Genomic DNA, 22,945 nt, shown 5'->3' with positions numbered 1-22,945 from the left:
GCACCAAAGGTGCCAAACACGCCTCTTAAAACCCTCTTAGACCCTCGCGTGAAGCTCCACTGCCATGCGAACCACTCTCTCCGTCGTCATCGGCGCGGGCGGCACCGGCGGGCACATCTACCCCGGTCTCGCCCTCGCCGACGCGCTGCGCCGGGCCGTGCCGAACGCGGTGATCTCCTTCGTCGGCACCGAACGCGGCCTGGAGACCCGGCTGATACCGGACGCCGGTTACCGCCTCCACACCGTCGACATGATCCCCTTCGACCCGTCGCTCGGCGCCCGCCGCTATCTGCTCCCCGCCGCCCTGTTGAAGTCCGGTGCCCAGTGCCGGGCCATCCTGCGCGAGCAGGGCGCGCAGGCCGCCGTCGGCATGGGCGGCTACCCCAGCGCCCCCGTCATCGTCGGCGCCCGCATGGCGGGTCTGCCCAGCCTCATCCACGAGTCCAACGCCGTACCGGGACGCGCCAACCGGTTCGCCGCCCGGCTCACCCCGAACATCGCCGTCGCCTTCGACCGCAGCCGCGCCCACCTGCCGGGCGGCGAGCGCGCGCACACCACCGGGATGCCCATCGCCGCGCCGCTCGCCGCGCTCGACCGGGCGGCGCTGCGCGAGCAGGCCCGGCACGAGCTCGGCGTGTCGCCCGGCGCCCGGCTCGTCCTCTTCAACGGCGGCAGCCTCGGCGCGGCCCGCCTCACGGAGGCCGCGGTCGGCCTCGCGGCACGGTGGCGGGAGCGGAGGGACGTACACCTCCTCATCAAGACCGGGCCCGCGGCCCTGGCGGAGACCCGCGCCCGGCTCGCCCTCGAAGGCGGGGACGCCGTCGCCCGCGCCGTGCCCTACCTCGACCGCATGGACCTCTCCTACGCCGCCGCCGACCTCGTCGTCTGCCGCGCGGGCTCCGCGACCGTCGCCGAACTCGCCGCCACCGGCGTCCCCGCCGTCCTCGTGCCCTACCCGCACGCGCCCGGCGACCACCAGACCCACAACGCCCGGGTCCTCTCCGACGCCGGCGCGGGCCTCCTGCTGCCCGACGCGGAGACCACCGCCGACCGCCTCGACCAGCTCGTCGGACCGCTGCTCGCGGACCCGGTGCGGCTCGCCGCGATGAGCGGCGCCGCCGACCCCGGACCGCACGCCCGCGCCGCCGACCTGCTCGCCGAGCGGGTCCTCGGCCTTGCCCGCCACACGTCCCACCTGGAGTACGCATGACCACCTTTTCCTGGCAGAACCGCACCGTCCTCGTCACCGGCGCCGAGGGCTTCATCGGCTCGACGCTCGTCGACCAGCTCCTCGAAGCGGGCGCGCGGGTCCGCGCGTTCGTGCACTACAAGCCGTACGCGGAGAAGGGACACCTGGCACATCTCCTGGGCGACCCGAGGGTCGAGATGATCGCCGGTGACGTACGGGACGCCGGGCGCGTGATGGACGCGGTCGCCGGCTGCGACACCGTCTTCCACCTCGCCGCGCTGATCGGCATCCCGTACTCGTACGACTCCCCGGGCGCGTACGTCCAGACGAACGTGGTCGGCACCGAGAACGTCGCGGAGGCCTGCCGACGGCACTCCGTGCGGCGCATGGTGCACACGTCCACGAGCGAGGTGTACGGGACCGCGCTGACGGCGCCGATCAGCGAATCCCACCCGCTCCAGCCGCAGTCGCCGTACTCCGCGTCGAAGATCGGCGCCGACATGATGGCGCTCTCGCACTGGCACGCGTTCGAGCTGCCGGTGACGGTGGTGCGGCCCTTCAACACGTACGGTCCGCGGCAGTCGGCCCGCGCCGTCATCCCGACCATCCTCGCCCAACTGCACGCGGGCGCCCGTGAGATCAAGCTGGGGTCGCTGACGCCCACGCGGGACTTCACCTACGTGACGGACACGGCGCGCGGCTTCATGGCGATGGCGGTCGCCGACCGGGCGCTCGGCCACGTGGTCAATCTCGGCGTGGGCCGGGAGATCTCCATCGGTGACCTCGCGGAGGCGCTGATCGCGGCGTCGGGGCGGGAGGCGGCCGTGGTCGTCGATCCGGCGCGGCTTCGCCCTTCGGGGAGCGAGGTGGAGCGGTTGCTGTCGGACAACTCCCGGGCTCGGGAGTGGGGCGGGTGGGAGCCTCGGGTCACTCTCGGGGAGGGGTTGAAGCGGACTTCGGCCTGGGTCGCCGAGAACCTTCGCCTGTTCGCACCTGAGCGGTATCAGGTCTGAGTTTCGGCTGCGGGTCGTGGGGGCTGGTCGCGCAGTTCCCCGCGCCCCTGGGTGGGCCGTGCCACTGCCAGCCGCTCAGGACTGTGTCGCTGCCGCCAAGCCGCCCAGGAGAAGAAGTGTGAAGCGGCGTGCCCACTCCTCGTCCACCGGTTCGCCGCTGACCAGGGCCCGGTGCACCACCGCGCCCGCGATCACGTCGAAGATGAGGTCGGCGGTGCGGGACGCGGCGCGGGGGTCGGGTTCGGGAGGGAGTTCGCCGCGCGTCTGCGCCCGCTCCCGGCCCGCGAGGACCAGCCGCTTCTGCCGGTCGACGATGGACGCGCGGATGCGGTCCCGCAGCGGCTCGTCCGTCGTCGACTCCGCGACCACCGCCATCAGCGCGGTCTTCGTCTCGGGACGCCCGAGCAGCGCCGCGAACTGGAGGACGACGCCCTCGATGTCGGCGGCCAGGCTGCCCCGGTCGGGGAGTTCCAGCTCGTCGAAGAGCTCCGCCACCGCGTCGACCACCAGCTCGCTCTTGCCCGCCCAGCGCCGGTACAGGGTCGTCTTCGCGACGCCCGCGCGCGTGGCGACGGCGCCGAGCGTCAGCTTGGACCAGCCCAGTTCGACGAGGCCCTGCCGCGTCGCCTCCAGGATCGCGGCGTCGGCGGTCGCGCTGCGCGGGCGGCCGCCGGTGCGGGCGGGTGGAGTGGTGGACGTACGGCTCTGCATGGCCGCGACCATACCGGCCGGTACGCGGACGACCGGGGTGTGGAGTGAGCGAGATCACCGAAGGGTGCTTCCCCAGGCCCCGACGGGACAGTTACGCTACGACCCGTAGCGAAAGCCACGAGAGACAACCACGCAGCACGATCACCGGCCCGGGGTGGGGACCCTGGGCCAAGCACCGGAACTCCGGTCTTCATAGGCACCTCGAACTGTGCCGCCCGTGCCCCCGCAATCCGGCGGGGGTGCACGGACGGGCACGGTTCCCGCACGGGTTGGGGGAGGATGTACTCATGCAGCCACGGAACATGTCCATGAGCGGAGTCGTCGACCTCGCCGCGGTGAAGGCGGCCCAGGAGGCCAAGGCGAAGGCGGAGCAGGCGCGCGCCGAAGCGGCGCGGCAGGGCGGGGGTGCGGCGGGCGCCGCGATCTCCCCGGCCTCCCTCGTCATCGATGTCGACGAGGCGGGCTTCGAGAGCCAGGTCCTCCAGCGCTCCACCGAGGTTCCGGTCGTCATCGACTTCTGGGCCGAGTGGTGCGAGCCGTGCAAGCAGCTGGGCCCCCTCCTGGAGCGCCTCGCGCAGGAGTACAACGGCCGTTTCCTCCTTGCCAAGATCGACGTCGACGCCAACCAGATGCTGATGCAGCAGTTCGGGGTCCAGGGGATCCCGGCTGTCTTCGCGGTGGTGGCCGGACAGGCCCTGCCCCTCTTCCAGGGCGCCGCCCCCGAGGCGCAGATCCGCCAGACCCTGGACCAGCTCATCCAGGTCGGCGAGGAGCGCTTCGGCCTGACGGGCCTCGTGGTCGACGCCGACGCGCAGGGGCAGCAGGCCACCGCGCCCGCCGAAGTGCCGGCCGGCCCTTACGACGCCCTGCTCGAAGCGGCCGTACAGGCACTGGACGCGGGCGATCTCGCCGGTGCCGTACAGGCGTACAAGAACGTGCTCAGCGACGACCCGGCCAACACCGAGGCCAAACTCGGACTCGCGCAGGCCGAGTTGCTCCAGCGTGTGCAGGGTCTCGACCCGCAGGTGGTCCGCAAGGACGCCGCCGACGACCCGGCGGACGTGCGGGCCCAGATCGCCGCGGCCGACCTGGACCTGGTGGGCGGTCACGTCGAGGACGCCTTCGGGCGGCTCATCGACACGGTGCGGCGCACCGCCGGCGACGACCGGGACGCCGCGCGGGTGCGGCTCCTCGAACTCTTCGAGGTCGTGGGCGGCGAGGACCCGCGGGTGACGGCGGCGCGCACGGCGTTGGCCCGCGTTCTCTTCTGAGGCCGGCCCGTCGGCTGACCAGTCCCTAAACGCGGGGCGCTGTGATGCCGGAGTGAAAAGTCTGTTCCCAAGGCACCACAGTGGCCGCGCTTTGCCAAAACTTGGCAAACGCGGCCACTGTTACTCGCAGTAAGACATCGGCGCCCCTCTGGGCTGTTACGCCCGCCGATGCCCCGTTCTGTGCCACCTCTTTGAGCCACCGTCCGTGCCCGACCGATACCGCGCGGTCGCGCTTCGGTTATCGGCCCGTTACTAGCCAGTAACGAACCCCCTTGTGCGGGGGCCGAGAATGCACCACGATCGGCCACGCTCGGTCCGATGACCCGCGACCCGAAAGCCAGTCGGGAGCGGGCCTCAAGGGTCCCCACCGAGCAGGCCGGTGACGCCGTCGCCGGTCTGGACAGGGGGGTCTCTGCCGTTCCCGGCAGGGCCTGTCCGTGAGGTTGTGCGTGATGCGTCAGGCGCGACCAGTGGTTGTCGCTCGGGGGTGATCGCCGGTGAACGTGGTGCAATTGCGCGCCTCCGATGCGGGCGCTCTCCTTCCCGAGGACGTAGCACTTCTCCCATCCCTGCCCGGCTGAGCCGCCCGAAAGGGAGCAGTCAGGGCCGGAGATGTACGTCCGAGAAGGAGGAAAGTCATGGAATCTGTGGCTCGTGGCGGAACCAGATGGAAGCGGTTCGCCGTGGTCATGGTGCCGAGCGTCGCGGCTACCGCCGCGATAGGTGTCGCCCTCTCGCAGGGCGCGCTCGCGGCATCGTTCAGCGTCTCCGGCCAGTCGTTCAAGGTGTCGGCCGACAAGCTCGACGGCCGCGGAATGGTCCAGTACGGCGGCGTTGACGTCGGTGTCGACATGGAGGGCGAGAAGGCCGCCCACCCGGTGTCGGTCTCGGCGTTCAAGAAGGCCAAGATCACCAACATGTGCCAGTCCGTCGTGACGCACATCCCGGTGCTCGGCGACGTCACGCTCCAGCTGCGGGCGGGCGGCGGCAAGACGCCCGTCGAGGCCAAGAACCTGTACATCGACGTGGCGCAGCTGAAGGCCGACGCCGAGTTCAGGAACATCAACATCGGTGTTTCGGCCGGGTCCTCCACCAAGGGCCCCGGCATGAAGGGCGGCAAGGAGCAGGCGAACCCGAACGGTTTCGCCCAGGAGGCCGACCGCGCCATCCTGCGGGACATCGAGCAGACGGCCTGGGCGACCAGCGCGGGCACCTTCAAGCTCAGCGGCCTCAACATGAAGCTGCACAAGGGCAAGAAGGAGTGCTTCTAGCACCCGCTTGAGCACTCGCCGCCGATTCCCCGGCCCGCCGGTCCGTCAGGGCCGGCCCGGGGGGCGGTGACTGGCCCGGCGGGCGCGGAGGACGACTCTCCCGCCCGCCACCACAGAGCTTCACCGAATTCACGTACCGCCGGTTCCAAGGAGCTGTTTTCCCATGAGCGCCAAGTCACCGGGGCCGAACGAGCACTTCCTCGCGGTCTACCGCAGGAAGTTCCGGGTCTGGCGGGGCTCCCGCCCGTTCTGGGCAGGCCTCCTCACCATCCTTGGCGGCGTGCCGATCGCCTACCTGCCCTACGGCAACATCAAGCTCGGCAACCTGACGCTGGCCCTGGCCACGACGGCGGGAGCGGGCTCGCTGATCATCGGCGTACTCCTGATGGTGCTCGGTCTGACCATGTGGTTCCAGGTGCACACGCGGGTCTTCGCGGGCGTCGCGGCGATCCTGCTCGCCCTGGTCTCCCTGGTCGTCTCCAACATCGGCGGCTTCCTCATCGGCTTCCTGCTCGCGCTCATCGGCGGCGCCCTCGGCATCGCCTGGGGCGAGCCCGGCAGCGTACCCGCGAAGGGGGCGAAGGGGCGGACGGACAAGGCGCCCGAGCCCGCGGTCGCGGGCGGCCCGAACGGTGCGGACGGTGCGAGCGCTGCCGACGATCTGTCAGGAACGAGCCCGGTGGACGGGACGAACGGGAGGCACCGTGCAGGCTGACGAGGTCCACCACGAGGACGCCGCGGGGGCGTCCCGTGCGAGATCCGGGCCGCGCCACGCGGCCCCCAGGAAGCCGCTGCTCACCCGTCTGCAAATGCCCGCGGGCAAGGCGATAGCCCTCGCGGCCATGCCGAGCGCGGTCCTCATGGGGATGGGCCTGACCCCGACGCTCGCACAGGCGAAGCCGGGTGTCCCCAAGAACCCCTTCCGGGACGGCCCGTGCGTCACGGCGCCGGACGACGCCTCCAAGTCCGTCGAGGAGGAGGCGAAGGACGCCAAGGACGCGAAGGACGTCGGGGACGCGAAGGACGCCGAGAAGAAGGCGGACGAGGACAAGGCGGGCGAGGACAAGGCGGGTGAGGGCTCCACCGAGCCGGACCCGTCCCGCTCGCCCTCCGGGGGAGCGCAGGCCGACTCGGGCGACAAGGCCGGGTCCGGCGAGAAGACCGGCTCCGGCGACACGTCCCGGGACGCCGAGGACAAGGACGCGGCGAAGGAGCCGGTGCCCGACCCCTCGCCCTCCGAGACCAAGAACCCCTGGGACCCGCTGGGTGTCGGGGACGCGCTCAAGGACGTCTTCACGCCCGACGACCCCGACGAGAAGGAGTCCCCGAGCCCGACGCCGACGCCCTCCGGCTCGGAGAAGACCTCGGAGAAGGCCGAGTCCCCCGAGGACAAGGCGAAGGACACGGCCAAGGACCCCGTCAAGGACACGACGGACAAGGTCACCAAGCCCGTCGAGGACAAGGCCGACGACCTCAAGGACAAGGTCGACGACCTGAAGGACAAGCCCGGCGACGCCGAGACCGACGAGGTCACCGACCCCATGGCCCCGGACGCGGACGGCAAGAAGCCGTTCCCGTGCGTGGTCGAGAAGAAGGTCGACGGCGAGAACGAGCAGACCCCCGTCCCGATCCCGGACGACCCGTGGGAGCTGGAGGCCAGCTCCCTGCTCCTCAAGGGCCTGGACTACAAGGGCGTCGTGAACCTGACGACGTCCGGCGGCAAGAAGAAGCAGGCGCTGAAGTTCACCGTCGACAACGGCACGGACATCGGCGACCTGCACCAGATCGCCCCGGGCCCCGACGGCTCGAAGTACCACATCAGGGCGGAGGAGGGCTCCACGTCCACGATCCGCGACGGGCAGACGATCATGTACACGGAACGGTTGCAGGGCAACCTCTTCGGTCTGATCCCGATCGTCTTCGACCCGGAGCACCCGCCGCCGCTGAACGTCCCCATCGCGTACTTCACCAAGGTGAAGGTGGTGCAGGCGGCCCAGTTCGGCGGCACCCTGAAGGTGCCGGGCCTGGAGCAGACGATCACCCGCTGACGCCGGCCGGAGCCGGTCATGGCTCATACGCCGAGGGCGCCCCCTGGATCAGGGGGCGCCCTCGGCGTATGAGTGCGGGCCGCCGACGGTCAGTCGCGCTCGCCGTTGCCCAGGTGGTGCACCCGGACCATGTTGGTGGTGCCGGGGACGCCGGGGGGCGAACCGGCGGTGATGACGACCGTGTCGCCGTCGTTGAAGCGGTTGAGCTTGATCAGCTCGGCGTCGACGAGCTCGACCATCGCGTCGGTGTTGTCGACGTGCGGCACCACGTAGGTGTCCACGCCCCAGCTCAGCGTCAGCTGGTTGCGGGTCGCCTCGTCCGTGGTGAAGGCCAGGATCGGCTGGGCCGCGCGATAGCGCGAGAGGCGGCGGGCCGTGTCGCCGGACTGGGTGAAGGCGACCAGGGCCTTGCCGCCCAGGAAGTCGGCGATCTCGGCGGCGGCACGGGCCACCGAACCGCCCTGCGTCCGCGGCTTCTTGCCCGGCACGAGCGGCTGGAGCCCCTTGGAGAGCAGCTCCTCCTCGGCCGCGGTGACGATCTTCGACATCGTCTTGACGGTCTCGATCGGGTACGCGCCGACGCTCGACTCGGCCGACAGCATGACCGCGTCGGCGCCGTCCAGGATCGCGTTGGCGACGTCGGACGCCTCGGCGCGCGTGGGCCGCGAGTTGGTGATCATCGACTCCATCATCTGGGTCGCGACGATCACCGGCTTGGCGTTGCGGCGGCACATCTCCACGAGGCGCTTCTGCACCATCGGGACCTTCTCGAGCGGGTACTCGACGGCCAGGTCGCCACGGGCCACCATCACGGCGTCGAACGCCGCGACGACGCCCTCCATGTTGGCGACGGCCTGCGGCTTCTCCACCTTGGCGATGACGGGGACCCGGCGGCCCTCCTCGTCCATCACCTTGTGGACGTCCTTGACGTCGTTGGCGTCGCGCACGAAGGAGAGGGCGACCATGTCGCAGCCCATCTTCAGGGCGAAGCGGAGGTCCTCGATGTCCTTCTCCGACAGGGCGGGCACGTTCACGGCCGCACCGGGCAGGTTGATGCCCTTGTGGTCGGAGATGACACCGCCCTCGACGACGATCGTCTTCACGCGCGGGCCGTCCACCTCGACGACGCGCAGCTCGACGTTGCCGTCGTTGATGAGGACCTGGTCGCCCTTGGAGACGTCGCCCGGCAGACCCTTGTAGGTCGTGCCGCAGATCGACTTGTCGCCCGGGACGTCCTCGGTGGTGATGGTGAACTCGTCACCGCGCACCAGCTCGACGGGTCCCTCGGCGAAGGTCTCCAGACGGATCTTCGGCCCCTGGAGGTCGGCGAGGACGCCGACGGCACGGCCGGTCTTCGCGGCGGCCGAGCGGACGCGGTCGTACCGCCCCTGGTGCTCGGCGTGCGTGCCGTGGCTGAAGTTGAAGCGGGCCACGTTCATGCCGGCCTCGATCAGCGAGACGAGCTGCTCTTCGGAGTCGACGGCGGGGCCCAGCGTGCAGACGATTTTGGAACGGCGCATGGGGCGATCCTATCGGTTTGTTTCGCTACGGAATATTCCGTCTGGTGGAATCTACAAATGGGCGGCTGTGCGCTCAGGCGTTGCGGTCACTGACCAATGCATACGTCTGATCGGCGATCTCCAGTTCTTCGTCGGTGGGCACCACGGCGACGGCCACGCGCGCGTACTCCGGCGAAATGAGACGGGCTTCGTCGGAACGTACGGAATTGAGTGCGCCGTCCACCGCGAGACCCAGCTCCTCCAGGCCCGCCACCGCAGCTTCCCGCACCGGAGCGGCGTTCTCGCCGACCCCGGCCGTGAACGCGATGGCGTCCACCCGGCCGAGCACCGCGTAATAAGCGCCGATGTACTTCTTCAAACGGTGGATGTAGATGTCGAAAGCGAGTGCCGCCTCTTCATCACCGGCATCGACACGGCGCCTGATCTCCCGCATGTCGTTGTCGCCGCAGAGGCCGATCAGACCGCTCTTCTTGTTGAGCAGAATGTCGATCTCGTCGATGGACATTCCACCGACCCGGGCGAGATGGAAGATCACCGCCGGGTCCATGTCACCGGACCGGGTACCCATCACGAGCCCCTCCAGTGGCGTGAGCCCCATCGACGTGTCGACGCAGCGACCGCCCCGCACCGCGCTCGCCGACGCGCCGTTGCCCAGGTGCAGCACGATGACGTTGACGTCCTCGGGCGCCTTGCCGAGCAGCTTCGCGGTCGCGCGTGAGACGTACGCGTGGGACGTGCCGTGGAAACCGTAGCGCCGCACGCGGTGCTCGTCGGCCGTCGCCACGTCGATCGCGTAGCGCGCCGCGGACTCCGGCATCGTCGTGTGGAACGCCGTGTCGAAGACGGCGACCTGCGGCAGGTCGGGGCGGAGCGCCTGGGCGGTGCGGATGCCGGTGATGTTCGCCGGGTTGTGCAGCGGCGCCACCGGGACGAGCCGCTCGATCTCCTTCAGCACCGCGTCGTCGATCACCGTCGGCTGGGTGAACCTCAGACCGCCGTGCACCACCCGGTGGCCGATCGCGGCCAGCTCGGGGGAGTCGAGGCCGAGTCCGTCGGCGGACAGCTCGTCGGCGACGGCCCGCAGCGCCGCCTCGTGGTCCGCTATCGGCTCCTCGCGCTCGCGGGCCTCGGCGCCGCCACCGGTCAGCGGGGTGTGCTTGAGCCGGGAGGTCTCCTCACCGATCCGCTCGACCAGGCCGACGGCGAGACGTGAGCTGTCACGCATGTCGAGGAGCTGGTACTTCACCGACGACGAGCCGGAGTTGAGGACGAGTACGCGCGTGGCGGTCACTGATCGAGACACCTTCTGTGGGGGTTACTGGTTCGGCGGCTGGGCCTGGGACTGGATCGCCGTGATGGCGACGGTGTTGATGATGTCCTGGACGAGCGCGCCCCGGGACAGGTCGTTCACCGGCTTGCGCAGGCCCTGGAGGACCGGGCCGACGGCGATCGCGCCGGCCGAGCGCTGCACGGCCTTGTAGGTGTTGTTGCCGGTGTTCAGGTCGGGGAAGATCAGCACGCTGGCCTGGCCCGCGACGTCCGAGTCGGGCAGCTTGGTGGCCGCGACCGACGGCTCCACGGCGGCGTCGTACTGGATCGGCCCCTCGATCTTCAGATCGGAGCGCTGGGCCCGCACCAGCTCGGTCGCCTCGCGCACCTTGTCGACGTCGGCGCCCGAACCGGACGTGCCCGTCGAGTACGACAGCATCGCGATCCGCGGCTCGACGCCGAACTGCTCGGCGGTGGTCGCCGACTGCACGGCGATGTCCGCGAGCTGCGGGGCGTTCGGGTCCGGGTTGACCGCGCAGTCGCCGTAGACGAGGACCTTGTCGGCGAGGCACATGAAGAAGACGGACGACACGATCGACGCGTCCGGCTTGGTCTTGATGATCTCGAAGGCCGGGCGGATGGTGGCCGCCGTCGAGTGCACGGAGCCCGACACCATGCCGTCGGCGAGGCCCTCCTGGACCATCAGCGTGCCGAAGTAGTTCACGTCCGCCACCACGTCGTACGCGAGCTCGACGGTGACGCCCTTGTGGGCGCGCAGCTCGGCGTACTTCGCGGCGAAACGGTCCCGCAGCTCGGAGGTCTGCGGGTCGATGAGCTCGGAGTCGGCGAGGTCCACGCCGAGGTCGGCGGCCTTCTTGCGGATCTGCTCGACCGGGCCGAGCAGGGTCAGCTCGCAGACGCCGCGCCGCAGCAGCACGTCGGCGGCGCGCAGCACCCGCTCCTCGGTGCCCTCGGGCAGCACGACGCGCCGCAGGTCGGCGCGGGCCCGCTCCAGGAGCTTGTGCTCGAACATCATCGGCGTGACCCGGTCGCTGCTGGGCGCCGAGACGCGCTTGAGCAGATCCGCGGTGTCGACGTACCGCTCGAAGAGACCGAGCGCGGTCTCCGCCTTGCGGGGCGTCGCCGCGTTCAGCTTCCCCTCAAGCGCGAACAGCTCGGCCGCGGTGGGGAAGGAGCCGCCGGAGACCGCGACGACCGGGGTGCCGGGGGCGAGGCGGTCGGCGAGGGTGAGGATCTCCGGGCCCGGCTGTTCGTTCAGGGTCAGCAGGACGCCCGCTATGGGCGGCGTCCCCGCGCTGTGCGCGGCGAGCGAGCCCACCACGAGGTCGGCGCGGTCGCCGGGGGTGACCACCAGGCAGCCCGGCGTCAGAGCGTTCAGGAAGTTCGGCAGCATGGCGCCGCCGAAGACGAAGTCCAGGGCGTCGCGCGCGAGCCCCGAGTCGTCGCCGAGCAGCACGCGGCCGCCGAGGGCGTGGGTGATCTGCGCGACCGTCGGCGCGGAGAGCGCGGCCTCGTCCGGCAGGACGTAGCAGGGCACGGGGAGGCTGGTCTTCAGCCGCTCGTGGATCTCGTCGCGGTCGGCCGGGGCCACCCGGTTCGTGATCATCGCGAGGACGTCGCAGCCGAGCGAGTCGTACGCGCGATAGGCGTTCCGCGTCTCGGCGCGCACCGACTCGGCGGTCTGGTTCTTGCCGCCGACCACGGGCAGCACGGAGGCGCCGAACTCATTGGCGAGGCGGGCGTTGAGCGCGAGCTCGTCGGGCAGCTGGGTGGCGGCGAAGTCGGTGCCCAGGACGAGGACGACGTCGTACTGCGAGGCGACCCGGTGGAAGCGGTCGACAAGGCGCGAGACCAGTTCGTCGGTCCCCTGCTCGGCCTGGAGCGCGGACGCCTCGTGGTAGTCCATGCCGTACACGGTCGCGGCGTCCTGCGAGAGGCGGTAGCGGGCCCGCAGCAGGTCGAAGAGGCGGTCGGGGCCGTCGTGGACGAGCGGCCGGAAGACACCGACCCGGTCGACCTGGCGGGTGAGGAGCTCCATGACTCCCAGTTCGACGACCTGGCGACCGTCTCCCCGGTCGATCCCGGTCACGTACACGCTGCGCGTCACGCGTGCTCTTCCCTTCTTCCCTGCCGGCCGACGTCCGTGGGGTACCCCGGTCGAGCTGGACAAATTACCTGATATCGCGGCTGTGCCCTCTTGACAATACCTCTGCGGCTGGCTAGGCCGCCCGCCGGAGAAGCCTCGCCGCGACGGGCCACGGGAGCCTTGTGCTGCCTCTGTCCCACCCCTGCCCCTGGATCGGACAGACATCCGTCGGACAGGTGTGAGCGGCGACCCCCTTCCGGCCGTGGAACAATCAGACCGGCTCACAAGTACCAGTAGCGAGCAGGAGACACAGCGCGATGCGTATCGGAATTCTCACCGCGGGCGGCGACTGCCCCGGCCTCAACGCAGTGATCCGGTCGGTCGTACACCGCGCCGTGACCCACTACGGCGACGAGGTCATCGGCTTCGAGGACGGCTACGCGGGCCTGCTCGACGGGCGCTACCGCCAGCTCGACCTGGACGCGGTCAGCGGCATCCTGGCCCGCGGCGGCACGATCCTCGGCTCCTCGCGCCTGGAGCGCGCCCGGTTCCGCACCGCCTGCCACAACGCCAAGGAGCTCATCGAGAAGAGCGGCTTCGACGCGCTCATCCCGATCGGCGGCGAGGGCACGCTGACCGCGGCGGGCATGCTCGCCGAGGCGGGCGTCCCGGTCGTCGGCGTCCCGAAGACGATCGACAACGACATCTCCTCCACGGACCGCACCTTCGGCTTCGACACGGCGGTCGGCGTGGCCACCGAGGCGATGGACCGCCTCAAGACCACCGCGGAGTCCCACCAGCGCGTGATGGTGGTGGAGGTCATGGGCCGCCACGCGGGCTGGATCGCCCTGGAGTCCGGCATGGCGGGCGGCGCGCACGGCATCTGCCTGCCCGAGCGCCCCTTCGACCCCGCCGACCTGGTCGCCCTGGTCGAGGAGCGCTTCTCGCGCGGCAAGAAGTTCGCGGTGATCTGCGTCGCCGAGGGCGCGCACCCGCAGGACGGCACGATGAACTACGGCAAGGGCGCCATCGACCAGTTCGGCCACGAGCGCTTCCAGGGCATCGGCACGGCGCTCGCGTACGAGCTGGAGGCCCGCCTCGGCAAGGAGGCCAAGCCGGTCATCCTCGGCCACGTCCAGCGCGGCGGCACCCCCACCGCGTACGACCGCGTCCTCGCGACCCGCTTCGGCTGGCACGCGGTGGAGGCGGTGCACCGCGGCGAGTACGGCAAGATGACGGCGCTGCGCGGCACGGACATCACGATGGTGCCGCTGGCGGAGGCGGTCACGGAGCTGAAGACGGTCCCGAAGGACCGGATGGACGAGGCGGAGTCGGTCTTCTAGGGCATTCTTCGGCGGCGGGCCGGGCGGTGGCCCGGGTGTTGGTCAGGTCCGGCCGCCGGCTCCGCCCCGGGCCAGCGCCCAGAAGTGCTCCAGGATCCGGTCGAGGAAGTCCCGGCCGGCCTCCCCGGACGCGTCCGAACCGGCGCCGCCGCCCCAGCTCAGCGTCCGCGCCATCCGGGACTGGTAGTCCTCGTGCATCTGCCGCACCACGTCCTCGACGTGCCGCTTCTCCAGGGGCAGCAGCTTGCTGACGGGCCGCACATACCCCTGCCACCGGGTGGTGACGGCGCTGCGCAGCAGCTCGGCGAGGGGCTCGGCCCGGCCGGTGACGGTGACGAAGTCGGGCACGGAGAGCTGGAGGACCCGGGCGAGGGCCTCGGACTGCCGCTCGTTCCCGCGCCAGGTGTCGGTCTCCTCCATGCGCAGATACGCCTGGATCTCCACGCCGGCCTGGCGGGCGACGTCCTCCGGCGCGAGCCCGCGGGCGACGCGGTGCTCGCGCAGGGTCCGCGCGGCCCCCATGAGCTCCCCGGGGGAGCACCACAGGGTCGCGGCCAGCGCGGTGAGCTCGGCGGACGTGGGCGAGGCGAGCCCGCGCTCCCACGCGGCGACGGTGTCGGCGGTGACGTACGAGAGTCCATAACTGGCCCGCAGCCCGTAGGCGACATGCCCATGGGCCATCCCCAGCGCCTCCCGCAGGCGCCGGGCGGCGGGGAAGTTGAACGGGGGCGTGGGCTGCTGGGAATGGTGCGGCGGCTGACTGGATTGGCTCGATTGCACGGGCACACCGTAGGCGCCGGTGGGGGTGGTGACTACGGTGTGTTTCTACGAGGTTGCGGATTGGTGGGAAGGTACGTAGACCGTGATCTCGTCCTCCCCGCCGTACTCCGCCAAGTCCCGGAACGCAGGGACGGAGACTCCGTCGGAAACAGCGGCGCCGCAGAAGTACCTGCGGCCCGGGGCGGACGAGTACAGGTAGTCGATGTCCTGCAGCGCCTCAGCGGTTCGGCAGAGGATTCCGGGCTCACGCCAGGAGTACATGGCCGCTGGCCCCCATGCGACTTCCTCCGCCCCACCTGCACCGCTCGTTACCGTACGCACGAGCGAAGTTATCGAATGTGTCCGCGTACAGGAAGGCTGTTGATTACGGGGCCAAGTGCTCCTCCAGCACGTGCGCGTACTTCCTGAAGCGTTGTCGGGCCTCGGGGTGGGCCGGGGAGGTCGGCAGGAGCAGGTCGACGAGGCAGGCGGTGCGCCACGTTCTGAACGCGGTTCTGCTGCGGGCGGTGAGCGGGTCGGCGTCGTCCAGGGCCCCGGTGAGCAGCTGCACCGCGATCCGCACCGCCTCGGCGATGAGTTCCGCACCGCGTGCGGGTTCCGGCCCGCGCACGATCGCCGCCTCGGTCAGGGCTTGGATGAACCGGGCCGATTGCAGGTCCGCGCCCGTGCGGCTCATCCGCCGTACGGCGGCGGGTTCTTCGAGGTCGGACGATACGTCCTCGTACCCGGAGGACCAGAGGAGGAGAGAGGACGCGTGTACTGGGTGGTCGCTCAGGTAGCCGAGATCGTCGAAGATCTGCATGGTCTCGGGGCTGAAGTCGCCGATCTGGCGGACCAGTTCGAGTAGGCGGGACACCTCAGGGTTACTTCCGGGTCGGGGTGTATTTCCTGTTCACCTTGCCGATCTCCTTCCAGGTGTTTTCGGTGCGGCGGTCGAACCACACCGGCCATGCACGCGCGGAGCGTCTCTTCTCGAAGGAGACCTCGTGGAGCGTGCCGTTGACCGAGACGTTCTGGATCTCGCGGTCCAGGGTGTGGCGGAGTGATGTGGGTGAGGTGTCTGTGGTGTCTGAGGGCTCTATGGGCTCTGTGGGGAGCTTTTTTAGGGCTGTCGCCAGGGCCAAAGCGCCGTCGTACAGTTCCTGGTTGCCCCGGGCCGGGAGGTTGTCGTCCGGCTCGCCGGAGTAGTTGCGGACGCGTACGACGCCGTCGGGGAGGCCCTTGTCACGGGCCTCGCTCCCGGCGCGTTCCTGCGAGTCGGCGCACGCGCCTGCCGGGTCGGACTGCGTGACGATGGGCCCCTCGAAGCCGTCTGCCCTGAGCCTCTTCGACCACAGCTTCACCGACGCGCCGGTGGGCACCACGACGGCTTCCGCCCGTGCCTCCTCCACCAGTGACGGGATCTGCGCGCCCGTCACCTCGTGGGCGTCGACCTTCAGCGCCTCCACGGTGACGCCGCCCCTGCGCAGCGCTGTGCCGATGCCGTCCTCGCGGTTCACCCAGAGTTCGTCCTCGGCGACGAGGACCCGGCGAGCCTCCGTCTCGGAGCGGAGGTAGCGGGCCATTGCCTCGCCCTGGCGTGCGTCGTCGGCCGGGATCGCGAACGCCCCGTCCGCGTGCGCGTACTCCGTGCACGTCTTGATCTCGGGCAGGAACGCCTCGTCCGTGTCGTGCACCCAGGAGAAGTCCTCGCTGTCCCCGATGACGGCCAGCATGCGGGGGTGTCGCGCCAGCAGCTCGCGGGAGCTGACGTCCGGGTTCGCGGAGACGGGGACGAGACGGAAGCGGCTGCCGTGGCCGGCGCCCAGCGTCTCCGAGAACGCGGACTCGACCGTACGCCGCTGCTGCGCCGTGAACTGATCGAACTCCGACTTCTCGTACGTGTCCCGGGCGGGGTCCTTCTGCTTGGCGCTGCCGACGTGGCGGTAGCTGTGGGCCACGCCGATTTCGTACACGGGCTTCTGCTGTGATCCGGACGTCGTCCGGGTGTCGGGTGACGCGAGAGCACGTATGCCGAAACCCGCGGGGATGCCGAGGGCGAGGATCAGGGCGGCCGGGAGCAGTACGCGTCTGCCGGTGCGGCGGCGTGGGGCGGGCGCGCTCGGCGTGGTGGTGTCCTTCTGGACGGCCGGGGGGCTGACGGGCGCCGTCTCGGCCGCGTGCACGTCCGGCACCCGCTCGGTGGGTGTGGGGGCGAGGGGTGGCGGAACGCGGAGTGGGCGCTCGGGGGGTGGCTGCGGGAGCATGTGCGTCGCCGACAGGATTCGGGTGAGCGTTGTCGCCGCGTCCGCGGGGCGGTCCGCGGGATCCTTGGCCAAGAGGTCGAGTACGAGCCGGTCCACCTGCTCCGGAACCTCGGGGCGCTCCGCGCTCGGGCGCGGCGGGGCGTCGTTGACGTGCTTGTACATGACTCTGACGGCGGAACCCGTGAACGGCGGGCGCCCGACGAGGAGTTCGTACAGGACGCAACCGAGCGCGTACAGGTCGGTGCGGCCGTCGCCCGCCTCCTGGCGGAACCGTTCCGGCGCCAGGTACGGCACGCTGCCGAACGGCAGCTGTCCCGTCTGCGTGAGGCGCGAGTCACCCGCCGCGCGCTCGACGAACGTGGCGATGCCGAAGTCCACGACCTTGGCCGTGCCGTCCCGCGCCACCATCACGTTGCCGGGCTTGATGTCGCGGTGCACGATGCCGGCGGTGTGCGCCACGGTGAGGGCGCGGCAGATGTCCGCCGCCCAGTGCAGTGCGTCGGTCACCTGCACGCGCCCGCGACCTTGCTCTTGCTCGTGCTCGTGCAGGATTTGGGCCAGTGAGCGGCCCTGGACGAGGGCCATCACCAGATACGGGGTGCCCTCGTCCTCACCGTGGTCGTGGACCGCGACGATGTACGGGCTGTCCAGGGAAGCGGCGGCGCGGGCCTCCTGCCGGAAGCGGGCCAGGAGCTGGTCCTGCTCTCCCTTGTCCGCCATGGCCGACGGTACGAAGAGTTTGACCGCCACCTCGCGGCCCAGGCTCCGGTCCCTGGCCCGCCAGACCTGGCCCATGCCGCCTGCTCCGATCGGTGCGAGCAGCTCGTACCGACCGTTCAGCAACCGCCCTTGCACGGTGTTCCCCCTTCGACGCCGAAGATCCTAATCGCGGCGCCGGTGCTGGTTCCGCCTAGCGGTTGATGGACTGGACCTCCTCGACCACGACGTCCTGCTCCGCGCCGAACTCGCCGTCGGGCAGCCCCTGTTCGCCGTCCACGCCGGTGCCGGTCCAGTGGATCTTCCACGTGACCGTGGCCTTCAGGGGGTACGAGCCGTCGCCCGAGGAGCGCAGGTACTTCACGCCGCAGGGCGGGGTCTCCTTGGCCTTGCCCTTGGCGTAGGGCGCGCCGATCTTGCCGTCGACGATCTCGCAGACGCCGGACGCGGGGTAGGTCTCGGCGTCCGGGGTGCCTGGGTCGATCTTGAGGGCGACGGGTTCGGCGGTCGTCGTCGCCTCGATGCCGAGGACCGGGACCGAGGCCGTGACCGAGACCGGTTTGAACTCCGCGCCGTCCAGCCACGCCCAGGTGGGCAGGTTCACCTTCGTCGCGGCCTCGGGGGCCAGGGACACCTTCGTGCCGGGGACGCGGATCTCGGCGTACGCCAGTTTCGCCAGGATCTCCGGGTCGATCGCCTCGGGGATGTCGGCGGGGGGCGGGTCGCCCTTGTCGACCCAGAAGGTCTCCTTCGTGCACTTGTCCCAGCCGGGAGGGTAGGACTTGTTGGGGAACGACGTCCACCAGTAGCCCTTGTCCGCCTTGTCGAGGTTGAAGTTCTTGTACGGCTCGCCCTCGACGTAACGCTTGCGCTGCTCCAGGTCCCACTGGTGTCCCGTGGAGTCGACGGCCCAGACCGCCTCGCGCTCCTTCTTGAATTCGGCGGCTGTGTAGCGGGGGCCGTACCAGCAGGGAGGCGGGCTGTAGTCGCCGGTGGGCGCGATCGCGCCTGTCTTGGCTCCCGAGCCGTTCTTGGAACGGTCGTAGACGATGCCGCCGGCTTCCGCGAGCAGCGATCCGTTCTTCTCCCCGCCCGACACGTTCGGCGGCGCCGCCGGCGTACCGCCGCCGATGCCCTTCTCGGCTGTGGCCGGTGTGGCGGACAGGGCCACTCCGGCCATGGCCGCTGCGGCTATCAGCGCTACTGACCTGTGCCTCACGGCTGGCATTTGTCGCTCCCCCGAGTCGCGTTCAGTTCTGTTGTGACCCAGACGCCCGCCTGGTTCTTGTGCAGCTTGGCCGCGTAGAGCACATAGCTGTTCTTGGTGGCGGGCGACCTGTCGACCTTGTTCTTCTTGAGGTACTTGTCGTAGACCTTGCTCTGGTCCTCGCAGTACGTGAGGGCAGCGCTCGTACCGTCGGCCGTGACGGTCGCGTCGTAGTAGCGGTATGCGCCGGTGGTACGTGCCTGTGCCTTCACGTAGGCCTGGATGTACTTCTGGGCGTTGGCCGCGGCGTCGCCCTCGTGGTAGTAACGCATCGCCTTGTGGGCCGGGTTCTTCTCGGCGATGGCCATGTCGACCGTCTGGATGGCCTGTTCCCGGTCGGCGAGCACGGCGTCCTTGGCCTTGTCCCCGGTCTTCGCCCACTGGAAGTCGAACGTCACGTCCGACGGCAGCTCGATCTTCGGGCGGTCCGGAGCCGTCTTCGCGGGCTTGCTCGGCGGGGTCGACTTCTCCGCGTCCCCCTGCTCCGCTCCCGCGATCCTGTCATCGTTCCCGGAGGGCTTGTCGTCGCTGCCGCAGGCCGTCAAGAGCAGGGCTGCGGACGCGGTGAGCGCGGCCGTCGCGAGGCGGAGGGGGCGGGTCACTGTCGGCTCCTGGCTGGTGGGAGGGCATGCGCGGGCTCAGCACGCTAGTGCGGTCCCGGGGCCGATACCAGGGAGATGTGTGGGCATGAATGGGGCGGGCGGGACGTATCGACCCGAATTCATGTCACAGTTCTGTCTTCGCCCGCCCCGGGGATGGGTCCGCCTCGCCCCGGCAACGGCTCCGTACCGCTCAGCCCTTCACCGCCCCGCCCAGCGCGAAGCCCCCGCCCAGGCGGCGCGAGACGAGGACGTACAGCAGGATCACCGGCGTCGAGTAGATGATCGAGAACGCGGCCAGCTGGCCGTAGACCACCGTCCCCTTGTTGCCGAAGAAGTCGTTGATGCTGACCGACGCCGGCAACTGGTCCGGGGTGAGCAGGAGCATGAAGGGGACGAAGAAGTTGCCCCACATCATGACGAAGGAGAAGACCGTCACCACGGCCACGCCCGGGCCCATCAAGGGGAGGACGATCCGCAGCAGGGACTGGAAGGACGACGCGCCGTCCGTCCACGCCGCCTCCTCCAGCTCCTTCGGGACGCCGTCCATGAAGTTCTTCATCAGCCAGATGGCGAAGGGCAGTTGCGACGCGGCGAAGAAGAAGATCGTGCCGTGCATCGTGTCGATCAGGTCGACCTGCACGAACAGCGCGTACACCGGAACCATGATCGCCGTGATCGGCAGGCTCGTCGCGAAGAGGATCGTCAGCATGAAGGGGCGGTTGAGGCGCGACGTGTAGCGGGAGAGCGGATAGGCCGCCAGGGCCGCGCAGACCACCGTGAGCAGGGTGCCGCCGCCGCAGAGCAGCAGGCTGTTGAGGAGCGGGGTGAAGGTGATCTCGGGGGTGAGAACCTGGTCGTAGTTGTCGAGGGTGAGGCTGTCGGGGAGCCGCACCCTCAGGTCCGCCTTCGGGTCGAAGGAGGACAGGACCACCCACGCGAGGGGGAGCACGAACGCCGCCGCCACGACCAGCAGCCCCGCGTCGGCGGCGAGGCGGTGTTTCGTGTGGCGTGAACCAGGGGCCGCAGGACGGCTCTTGACGGTCACTCAGGCCTCCGTGCGCAGCAGGCGCATGTAGACGACGGAGAAGAGCGAGCCGACCAGGAGGAGCAGCAGGGCCACGGCCGTGCCGTAGCCGATCATGCTTTTCTGGAAGGCCTGCTCGTACATGAAGAGCGGCAGCGTCTGGCTGTCGTTTCCCGGGCCGCCGCGCGTCATCACCCAGATCAGGCCGAAGACGGAGAGCGTCTGGAGGGTGTTCAGCATGAGGTTCGTGCCGATCGAGCGGCGGATCATCGGCAGCGTGATGTGCCACATGCGGCGCCAGCCGCCCGCGCCGTCGACCTCGGCCGCCTCGGTGATCTCCTTGGGGATCTCGTTGAGGGCGGCGGAGTAGACGAGCATCGAGAAGGCCGTTCCCCGCCATACGTTCGCGAACGACACCGCCAGGATCGGCAGCGTGAACAGCCAGTTCTGGGAGGGGAGATGGAGGAGGTCGAGGACGGCGTTGAGGGTGCCCTCGCGGCGGAAGAAGGCGTAGAGGAGGAAGCCCGCGACGACCTCCGGAAGCACCCAGGCCGTGACGACGATCGCGCCCGTGAGGGTGCGGACCGGCTTGGATGCGCGCTGCATGAGGGTGGCGAGGGCCAGGCCGAGCGTGTTCTGGCCGATGATCGAGGACAGGAGCGTGAAGACGAGGGTGAGCCAGACCGCGTTCAGGAACCGCTCGTCGCCGAACGCCTCACGGAAGTTGTCCAGGCCCACGAAGCTCGACTCGGCCTGGCCGGTGAGCTGGAGGTCGGTGAAGGCGATGTACGCGCAGTAGCCGATCGGGCCCGCGAGGAAGAGCGCGAGGAGGACGACGGCGGGGGAGACGGGCAGGGCCCGGAGGAGGCCTCGGCGGACCCGGGCCCGGGGGCCCGGGGGTGCGGTGGCCGGGCCGCGGGGCGTCTTGGCGACGCCGCCGGGGCCCGAAGGGGACGCGGCGGATGCGGAGGATGCGGTGGTCACGTACGGGCACTCACTCTCTGGTACCGGGTGGCGCGTACAGGGGGCTGTGTGGCGTGCGGCGCGTACCGGACGGTCGCGCGCTACCTCTTCACGACCTCGCCGTCCGTCGCCGACTCGACCTCCTCGTCGTAGCCCTTCGCCGCCTCCTCCACCGACGCGTCGCCCGTCGTCACCGACTCCATCGCCTCCTGGATCGCCGTGGAGACCTTCGGGTACGCGGGGTACGCGGGCCGGTAGTGCGTCGCGGAGACCAGGTCCGTGAAGAACTTGAGGCCGGGCTGCGCCTTCACGTACGACGGGTCGGCGGCGACGTCCTCGCGGACCGCGATGCCCGAGTTGGCGATGTACCACTTCTTGGCGTTGGTCTTCGTCTGCATCGTCTCGATGAACTTGAAGGCCAGGTCGGGGTTGCTCGCCTTGGCCGGGATCGACCAGGTCCAGCCGCCGGACATGCTCACCTTGCCGGGTGCCTGGCCGTGCTGCGTCGGCATGGCGGCGAGGCCCAGCTCCCGCGACCACTCGGGCCACTCGTGCCCAGCGCCCTTGCCCCAGTCCTGCGGCAGCCACGAACCGTCGAGGTTGATCGCCAGCTTGCCCTCGGGCAGCAGCTCACCGCGTACGCGGGTGGGGAAGTTCGGGTCGAGCGCGTCGGAGACGTCGGGCCCGAGCTTCTCCTCGTACACGGTCTCCACGAACTTCAGGGAGTCCTTGAACCCCTTGCTGCCCGTGACCCACTTCTTCGACTCCGTGTCATAGAGAGGGTCCTTGCCCGTGCCGTACGCGAGCATCTGGAAGCCCTGCATGGACGACGCCTCGCCGGCGGGCTTGCCGGTGTAGACGTTGAGGGGGGTGACCCCGGGGACCTTCTTCTTGATGGTCCGGGCCGCGTCGAGGACGTCGTCCCAGGTCTTCGGCTGCCAGTCCGCGGGCAGGCCGGCCTTCTTGAAGATCGCCTTGCTGAACCAGAGGCCGCGGGTGTCCGTCCCGTCCGGCACGCCGTACGTCTTGCCGTCGGCCGCCTTCGCCGCCGTCTTGGCCGTGCCGATGAACTGGTCCCAGTCCTTCCACTTGTTCAGATAGGTGTCGAGCGGTTTCAGATAGCCGCTGGTGATGTCCGAGTTGATGAGGAACGTGTCCTCGTAGACCAGGTCGGGTGCGGTCTTCGGGGAGCGCATCATCTGCTGGAGCTTGGTGTAGTACTCGGAGTCCGGCGCCTTGATCGGCACCAGTTCGACCTTCTTGCCGGGGTTCGCCTTCTCGAACTGCTTCTTCACGCCCTCCAGATAGGTGTCCATGACCCTGATCTGATTGTCCGTGGACTGCTTGAAGGAGACTCTCACGGTGTCGGGATCGTCGCCCGAGCCGCCGCCGCACGCGGTGAGGGTGCCGGCGGTCAGCAGGGCGGTGGCGGTGAGGAGCAGCGGGGTGGTGGTGGGACGCACGGGCACGACCTCCTACAGCGCGGGGGTGCAGCGCGAGGCTGCCCGGTGAACGTAAGGGCGTGCTCGGAACAAGGTCAATGCCCGTGCCACGGATGGGCGTTGACGCTTGTCATCTACGTGACAACGTTGTTATAGGACGTA

Annotated in this window: 19 protein-coding genes; 7 read left to right on the top strand and 12 right to left on the bottom strand. The window is 70.0% G+C overall.

Annotated features, from left to right (window positions below; translation table 11 throughout):
• Positions 1-64 precede the first annotated feature (64 nt).
• Positions 65-1,210, top strand: a complete 1,146-nt coding sequence (locus ACZ4Z4_RS21830) for a UDP-N-acetylglucosamine--N-acetylmuramyl-(pentapeptide) pyrophosphoryl-undecaprenol N-acetylglucosamine transferase (protein WP_468329581.1) — start codon at positions 65-67, stop codon at positions 1,208-1,210.
• Entirely contained in the window at positions 1,207-2,202 is a 996-nt protein-coding gene (locus ACZ4Z4_RS21825; RefSeq protein WP_468329578.1) for an SDR family NAD(P)-dependent oxidoreductase, read from the top strand. Before ACZ4Z4_RS21830 ends, ACZ4Z4_RS21825 begins: the two co-directional genes overlap by 4 nt.
• A 75-nt stretch (positions 2,203-2,277) precedes the next feature.
• Here the strand turns inward: ACZ4Z4_RS21825 and ACZ4Z4_RS21820 are convergent, their stop codons facing one another.
• Positions 2,278-2,913, bottom strand: a complete 636-nt coding sequence (locus ACZ4Z4_RS21820) for a TetR/AcrR family transcriptional regulator (protein ID WP_468329575.1) — start codon at positions 2,911-2,913, stop codon at positions 2,278-2,280.
• A gap of 287 nt (positions 2,914-3,200) precedes the next feature.
• Here ACZ4Z4_RS21820 and ACZ4Z4_RS21815 point away from each other — a divergent pair, with 287 nt between their 5' ends.
• The 4 genes from ACZ4Z4_RS21815 to ACZ4Z4_RS21800 all read left to right on the top strand — a co-directional run bounded on the left by ACZ4Z4_RS21815 (position 3,201) and on the right by ACZ4Z4_RS21800 (position 7,503).
• Positions 3,201-4,184 carry a tetratricopeptide repeat protein gene (locus ACZ4Z4_RS21815; RefSeq protein ID WP_468329572.1) on the top strand — a complete coding sequence of 328 codons (984 nt, stop codon included), beginning with the start codon at positions 3,201-3,203 and terminating at the stop codon, positions 4,182-4,184.
• Between the two features lie 638 nt (positions 4,185-4,822).
• Positions 4,823-5,455, top strand: coding sequence for a DUF6230 family protein (locus ACZ4Z4_RS21810; RefSeq protein WP_468329570.1), 633 nt, complete (start codon positions 4,823-4,825; stop codon positions 5,453-5,455).
• Positions 5,456-5,618: 163 nt separating this feature from the next.
• Positions 5,619-6,170: a DUF6114 domain-containing protein gene (locus ACZ4Z4_RS21805; protein WP_468329567.1), complete on the top strand. Its 552-nt coding sequence runs from the start codon at positions 5,619-5,621 to the stop codon at positions 6,168-6,170.
• Positions 6,160-7,503 (top strand): hypothetical protein, encoded by a 1,344-nt coding sequence (locus ACZ4Z4_RS21800; RefSeq protein WP_468329564.1) that lies wholly within the window; start codon positions 6,160-6,162, stop codon positions 7,501-7,503. The genes ACZ4Z4_RS21805 and ACZ4Z4_RS21800 overlap by 11 nt, the downstream gene beginning before the upstream one ends.
• Before the next feature lie 89 nt (positions 7,504-7,592).
• Here the strand turns inward: ACZ4Z4_RS21800 and pyk are convergent, their stop codons facing one another.
• The 3 genes from pyk to pta form a co-directional block, all read right to left on the bottom strand.
• A complete protein-coding gene (gene pyk / locus ACZ4Z4_RS21795) occupies positions 7,593-9,023 on the bottom strand; it encodes a pyruvate kinase (RefSeq protein WP_468329561.1) in 1,431 nt (476 codons plus the stop codon).
• A 73-nt stretch (positions 9,024-9,096) separates the two neighbouring features.
• Positions 9,097-10,314 (bottom strand): acetate kinase, encoded by a 1,218-nt coding sequence (locus ACZ4Z4_RS21790; protein WP_468329558.1) that lies wholly within the window; start codon positions 10,312-10,314, stop codon positions 9,097-9,099.
• A gap of 24 nt (positions 10,315-10,338) precedes the next feature.
• Complete coding sequence (gene pta / locus ACZ4Z4_RS21785; RefSeq protein ID WP_468329555.1) at positions 10,339-12,420, bottom strand: phosphate acetyltransferase; 2,082 nt, start codon at positions 12,418-12,420, stop codon at positions 10,339-10,341.
• A gap of 296 nt (positions 12,421-12,716) precedes the next feature.
• On the opposite strand from pta, the gene ACZ4Z4_RS21780 reads away from it, so the two are divergent.
• Positions 12,717-13,742, top strand: coding sequence for a 6-phosphofructokinase (locus ACZ4Z4_RS21780; protein ID WP_468329552.1), 1,026 nt, complete (start codon positions 12,717-12,719; stop codon positions 13,740-13,742).
• 42 nt (positions 13,743-13,784) lie between these two features.
• Here the strand turns inward: ACZ4Z4_RS21780 and ACZ4Z4_RS21775 are convergent, their stop codons facing one another.
• From ACZ4Z4_RS21775 to ACZ4Z4_RS21740, 8 genes are all read right to left on the bottom strand, one after another.
• Complete coding sequence (locus ACZ4Z4_RS21775; protein WP_468330432.1) at positions 13,785-14,423, bottom strand: helix-turn-helix domain-containing protein; 639 nt, start codon at positions 14,421-14,423, stop codon at positions 13,785-13,787.
• Positions 14,424-14,886: 463 nt separating this feature from the next.
• Positions 14,887-15,378, bottom strand: coding sequence for a hypothetical protein (locus ACZ4Z4_RS21770; protein WP_468329549.1), 492 nt, complete (start codon positions 15,376-15,378; stop codon positions 14,887-14,889).
• A 7-nt stretch (positions 15,379-15,385) separates the two neighbouring features.
• Complete coding sequence (locus ACZ4Z4_RS21765; protein WP_468329546.1) at positions 15,386-17,623, bottom strand: protein kinase domain-containing protein; 2,238 nt, start codon at positions 17,621-17,623, stop codon at positions 15,386-15,388.
• A gap of 55 nt (positions 17,624-17,678) precedes the next feature.
• Positions 17,679-18,713, bottom strand: a complete 1,035-nt coding sequence (locus ACZ4Z4_RS21760) for a hypothetical protein (RefSeq protein ID WP_468329544.1) — start codon at positions 18,711-18,713, stop codon at positions 17,679-17,681.
• Positions 18,701-19,354, bottom strand: coding sequence for a hypothetical protein (locus ACZ4Z4_RS21755; RefSeq protein ID WP_468329542.1), 654 nt, complete (start codon positions 19,352-19,354; stop codon positions 18,701-18,703). Before ACZ4Z4_RS21755 ends, ACZ4Z4_RS21760 begins: the two co-directional genes overlap by 13 nt.
• A gap of 190 nt (positions 19,355-19,544) precedes the next feature.
• Positions 19,545-20,399 carry a carbohydrate ABC transporter permease gene (locus ACZ4Z4_RS21750; RefSeq protein WP_468329539.1) on the bottom strand — a complete coding sequence of 285 codons (855 nt, stop codon included), beginning with the start codon at positions 20,397-20,399 and terminating at the stop codon, positions 19,545-19,547.
• Positions 20,400-21,362, bottom strand: coding sequence for a carbohydrate ABC transporter permease (locus tag ACZ4Z4_RS21745; protein ID WP_468329536.1), 963 nt, complete (start codon positions 21,360-21,362; stop codon positions 20,400-20,402). It abuts the gene before it with no gap.
• A gap of 80 nt (positions 21,363-21,442) precedes the next feature.
• The gene (locus tag ACZ4Z4_RS21740) at positions 21,443-22,810 is read right to left on the bottom strand and encodes an extracellular solute-binding protein (RefSeq protein ID WP_468329533.1); all 1,368 of its coding nucleotides are present in this window, start codon (positions 22,808-22,810) and stop codon (positions 21,443-21,445) included.
• Positions 22,811-22,945: the final 135 nt, after the last annotated feature.

This window comes from Streptomyces sp. NPDC030245 (assembly GCF_055572995.1).
This window is presented reverse-complemented; position numbering and strand designations above follow the sequence as displayed.

Bases quoted from the DNA above. Each gene is read 5' to 3' on its own strand.
- ACZ4Z4_RS21830 (WP_468329581.1), top strand. From the start codon at position 65: ATGCGAACCACTCTCTCCGTCGTCATCGGCGCGGGCGGCACCGGCGGG.
- ACZ4Z4_RS21820 (WP_468329575.1), bottom strand. From the start codon at position 2,913: ATGCAGAGCCGTACGTCCACCACTCCACCCGCCCGCACCGGCGGCCGC.
- ACZ4Z4_RS21825 (WP_468329578.1), top strand. From the start codon at position 1,207: ATGACCACCTTTTCCTGGCAGAACCGCACCGTCCTCGTCACCGGCGCC.
- ACZ4Z4_RS21815 (WP_468329572.1), top strand. From the start codon at position 3,201: ATGCAGCCACGGAACATGTCCATGAGCGGAGTCGTCGACCTCGCCGCG.
- ACZ4Z4_RS21780 (WP_468329552.1), top strand. From the start codon at position 12,717: ATGCGTATCGGAATTCTCACCGCGGGCGGCGACTGCCCCGGCCTCAAC.
- ACZ4Z4_RS21805 (WP_468329567.1), top strand. From the start codon at position 5,619: ATGAGCGCCAAGTCACCGGGGCCGAACGAGCACTTCCTCGCGGTCTAC.
- ACZ4Z4_RS21810 (WP_468329570.1), top strand. From the start codon at position 4,823: ATGGAATCTGTGGCTCGTGGCGGAACCAGATGGAAGCGGTTCGCCGTG.
- pyk (WP_468329561.1), bottom strand. From the start codon at position 9,023: ATGCGCCGTTCCAAAATCGTCTGCACGCTGGGCCCCGCCGTCGACTCC.
- ACZ4Z4_RS21775 (WP_468330432.1), bottom strand. From the start codon at position 14,423: ATGGCCCATGGGCATGTCGCCTACGGGCTGCGGGCCAGTTATGGACTC.
- ACZ4Z4_RS21760 (WP_468329544.1), bottom strand. From the start codon at position 18,713: ATGCCAGCCGTGAGGCACAGGTCAGTAGCGCTGATAGCCGCAGCGGCC.